The organism is Elusimicrobiota bacterium, from assembly GCA_018816525.1.
In the GTDB taxonomy this organism is placed as follows: Bacteria; Elusimicrobiota; Endomicrobiia; order CG1-02-37-114; family XYA2-FULL-39-19; genus OXYB2-FULL-48-7.
The window spans coordinates 1-4,007 of record JAHIVV010000039.1; the positions used below are offsets into that span (position 1 = coordinate 1).

The 4,007-nt window shown below is 43.2% G+C and carries 5 protein-coding genes; all 5 read left to right on the plus strand.

The features are described from left to right. Window positions 1-456: dihydroxy-acid dehydratase (locus KKH91_04290; GenBank protein MBU0952029.1), on the plus strand; the 456-nt coding region annotated here is incomplete at its 5' end. Between the two features lie 12 nt (window positions 457-468). Beyond that, entirely contained in the window at window positions 469-2,160 is a 1,692-nt protein-coding gene (ilvB, locus tag KKH91_04295) for a biosynthetic-type acetolactate synthase large subunit (GenBank protein MBU0952030.1), read from the plus strand. 58 nt (window positions 2,161-2,218) lie between these two features. After that, window positions 2,219-2,692, plus strand: a complete 474-nt coding sequence (gene ilvN, locus KKH91_04300) for an acetolactate synthase small subunit (protein ID MBU0952031.1) — start codon at window positions 2,219-2,221, stop codon at window positions 2,690-2,692. A gap of 69 nt (window positions 2,693-2,761) precedes the next feature. Then, complete coding sequence (gene ilvC, locus KKH91_04305) at window positions 2,762-3,799, plus strand: ketol-acid reductoisomerase (GenBank protein MBU0952032.1); 1,038 nt, start codon at window positions 2,762-2,764, stop codon at window positions 3,797-3,799. Next, a partial coding sequence (locus tag KKH91_04310) for a phosphatidylserine decarboxylase family protein (GenBank protein MBU0952033.1) occupies window positions 3,796-4,007 on the plus strand: 212 nt, incomplete at its 3' end. The genes ilvC and KKH91_04310, both read left to right, overlap by 4 nt.

Here is a 4,007-nt window from a genome sequence, read left to right on the forward strand (position 1 = left end):
AAAGCAAAAGTATTTAATTCGGAAGAAAAAGCAATGGCTGCGATCCTTGGCAAGAAAATAAAACCCGGCGATGTTGTCGTAATTAATTTTGAAGGCCCGAAAGGCGGTCCCGGCATGAGAGAAATGTTAGGCCCGACAAGTACAATCCAGGGCATGGGCCTGGCAGATTCCGTGGCGCTTATTACCGATGGAAGATTTTCCGGAGGTACCCGCGGCCCCTGTATCGGGCATATCAGTCCGGAAGCGGCATCCGGGGGAGAAATTTCTATAATCAGGGATGGAGATACTATTAACATTGATATTCCTAAAAGACAACTCAATGTAAGACTGACAGATACAGAAATTGGTACCCGAATGGCAAAATGGGAGAAACCTCCGGAAAAGTTTCAAATCGGGTATCTTTCAAGATACGCAAAAATGGTTACTTCAGCAAGCAAAGGTGCGGTGTTGAGGTAGAAGAGGTGAGGTATGGATAAAACAGGTGCAGAAATATTTATTGAATCGCTAAAAAAAGAAAATGTGGAGATAATGTTTGGAATACCAGGCGGGCAGATCCTGCCGATATTTGACGCCATATATGATTCGGGTATAAAATTTATTCTTACCCGGCATGAACAGGGCGCAGCCCATATGGCAGACGGTTATGCGCGTTCTACGGGAAAAGTGGGTGTTTGTGTTGCTACCTCAGGTCCTGGCGCAGCAAATCTTGTTACCGGCCTTGCAACAGCTTATATGGATTCAATTCCCTTAGTTGCTTTTACCGGTCAGGTACCGACTCATCTTATCGGAAATGATGCGTTTCAGGAAGCGGATACCACGGGTATTACGCGCCCGGTCACCAAACATAATTTTTTAGTTAAAGACGTCAAAGACCTTGCTGAAACAATCCAACAGGCTTTTTATATAGCATCCTCCGGCAGGCCCGGACCTGTATTAATCGATATCCCGGCGGATGTCCAGCGGAATTCAACCGAATTTATTTGGAAAGAAAAAGTTGAAATAAGGTCCTATAAACCTACGTTGAAAGGGCATCCTTTCCAGATAAAGAAACTTGCTGATGCTATAAATTCAGCTGAACGGCCTGTCCTTTATGTCGGCGGCGGTGTAATAATTGCGAACGCAAGCGAATGTCTTCTTGAACTTGCGGATAAAGCGGATATTCCTGTGACAACCACTCTTATGGCTTTGGGCGCGTTTCCTCCTGACAATGAACTTAATCTTGGAATGCTCGGTATGCATGGAATGTATTGGGCTAATCACGCAATGCAGAATGCTGACTTGATAATTGCCGTTGGTTCGCGTTTTGATGACAGGTGTACCGGCCGGCTTTCCGGTTTTGCGCCGAAAGCAAAAACCATTGCGCATATTGACATTGATCCCACGAGCATTTCGAAAAATGTCGCCGCTCATATTCCAGTGGTGGGAGATGCAAAAAATATTTTGATTGAACTTGTTAAACAGGTCAACAAGAAAAAACATACTGAATGGCTTAAACAGATCAATCAGTGGAAAAAAGAAAAACCTTTTGGCTACAAAGATGATTCCAAATTGAGGCCGCAGTTTGTCATTGAAAAAATAACAGAATTGACCGGCGGCGACGCTATTGTTACCACAGAAGTAGGGCAGCACCAGATGTGGGCGGCTCAATTCTATAAACCGAAACACCCCAGGTATTTTATTTCCAGCGGCGGGCTGGGTACGATGGGTTATGGTTTTCCGGCGGCAATCGGAGCAAAATTCGGCAACCCAAAAAAGATAGTTATTGACATATCCGGTGACGGTTCATTCCAAATGAATGTTCAGGAACTTGCTACAGCTGTTATTAATAAAGTGAATGTGGTTGTTTGCATATTAAACAATGCTCATTTAGGCATGGTGCGCCAGTGGCAGGAGATGTTTTATAAACACAGGTATTCTGCTGTTGAATTATTTACCCAGTCGGAAAGGCCTGTCCCGGATTTTGTGAAATTGGCACAGGCTTACGGTGCCGAAGGTTATAGAGCTACTAAAAAAGACCAGGTTATTGCTACTTTAGAAAAGGCATTGAAAGTCAAAGACAAACCTGTTGTCTTAGATTTTATAGTAGAACAGGAAGAGAACGTGCTTCCCATGGTTCCGGCAGGCGCAGCTCTTCATGAAATAATTACAGGTTTCGCTTAGAAAGGAATGTACCCCATAGTCTTCCAAGCGACTAGCATGGGGTATTAAGGAGGAAGAAATGCGACATACGTTATCAGCTTTAGTTGAAAATAAATCAGGTGTATTAGCCAGGATTGCTACCCTTTTTGCAGCCAGAGGTTACAATATAGATTCTCTCGCGGTTGGCGAAACGGATGACCCGAGTGTTTCAAGAATGACTATAGCGGTGCGGGGAGACGTGAAAATTTTAGAACAAATAGAAAAACAGCTTAATAAGCTGGTTGATGTTATAAAAGTATTTGAGTATTCGGAAACCAAACATATTGAAAGAGACATGGCTTTAATAAAAGTACAGGCCAACAAGACGAACAGGCCGGAGATTCTGCAGATAGTCGATATTTTCCGTGCGGACATTATCGATGTCTGCCATGAAACCCTTATGGTTGAGATTACCGGGGATGAAGAAAAAATCCAGGCCCTGATAGACATGTTGAAGCCGTTCGGCATAAAAGAAATGGTCAGGACCGGTATAGTCGCTATGGCCAGGGGTTGATTTTTTTAGAAAAAAATTTAAAATTTAATTTAGGAGGACACAGACGTGAAAATTGATTTTGGCGGTACGATGGAAGAAGTCATTACCAGAGATGAATTTCCTTTAAAGAAAGCCCAGGAAATTCTTAAATCAGAAACAATTGCCGTATTAGGTTATGGGGTTCAGGGGCCTGCCCAGGCGCTGAATATGAGAGATAATGGAGTAAACGTAATCATCGGACAGAGGCCTGAAGAGAAAGCTTATTGGCAAAAAGCCATAGACGACGGTTTTGTCCCGGGAAAATCTTTATTTACCCTTGAAGAGGCCGCAGAAAGAGCGACAATAATCCAGTATCTTATTTCAGACGCAGGCCAAATGATCCAATGGCCGAATATTAAACCTCATCTTAAAAAAGGCGATGCGCTCTATTTTTCGCACGGTTTTTCAATAGTCTATAAAGAGCAGACAAAAGTAATTCCAGCGGCTGATATTGATGTAATAATGGTTGCTCCAAAAGGTTCAGGCACGAATGTCAGAAGAAATTTCCAGTCTGGGAGCGGTATTAATTCCAGTTATGCCGTATTTCAGGATGCTACAGGCAGGGCCATGGATAGATGTCTTGCATTAGGAATCGTTGTCGGGTCAGGTTATTTATTTCACACAACATTTGAGCAGGAAGTTTATAGCGATTTAACAGGCGAACGCGGCTCGCTTATGGGCGCGCTAGCCGGAATGCTTGATGCTCAATATAACGTGCTTCGTAAGAATGGGCACAGCCCCAGTGAAGCATTCAATGAAACAGTTGAAGAATTGACCCAGAGCTTAATCCGCCTGGTAGCAGAAAATGGCATGGACTGGATGTATGCTAACTGCAGCACCACGGCCCAGAGAGGCGCTCTTGATTGGCGGCCAAGATTCAGAAAAGCTTATGAACCGGTTTTCGAAGATTTGTACAAAAGCGTAAAAACCGGCAAAGAAACAGAGATTGTGCTCAGAGTCAACAGCGCGCCGGATTATAAAGAGAAACTTGAAAAAGAACTTTCGGAAATGAGAAATTCCGAAATGTGGAAAGCAGGCGCGGCAGTAAGGTCTCTAAGGCCGGAAAACTGGAAGAAAAAGCAAGGATGAAAATACCAATTGCAGGTGACGGGTTCGTTTTAATAAAGATATTCGTCATATTTGCAATAGCTTCATATATTTTGACAAGGTTACACTGGTTCTTTTATGTTGTTGCTGCAGTTTTTTTGTTTTTAACTATTTTCCTGCTTATATTTTTCCGCGACCCGGATAGAAATATAATCCAGGATGAAAAGCTGATACTTTCTCCTGCGGACGG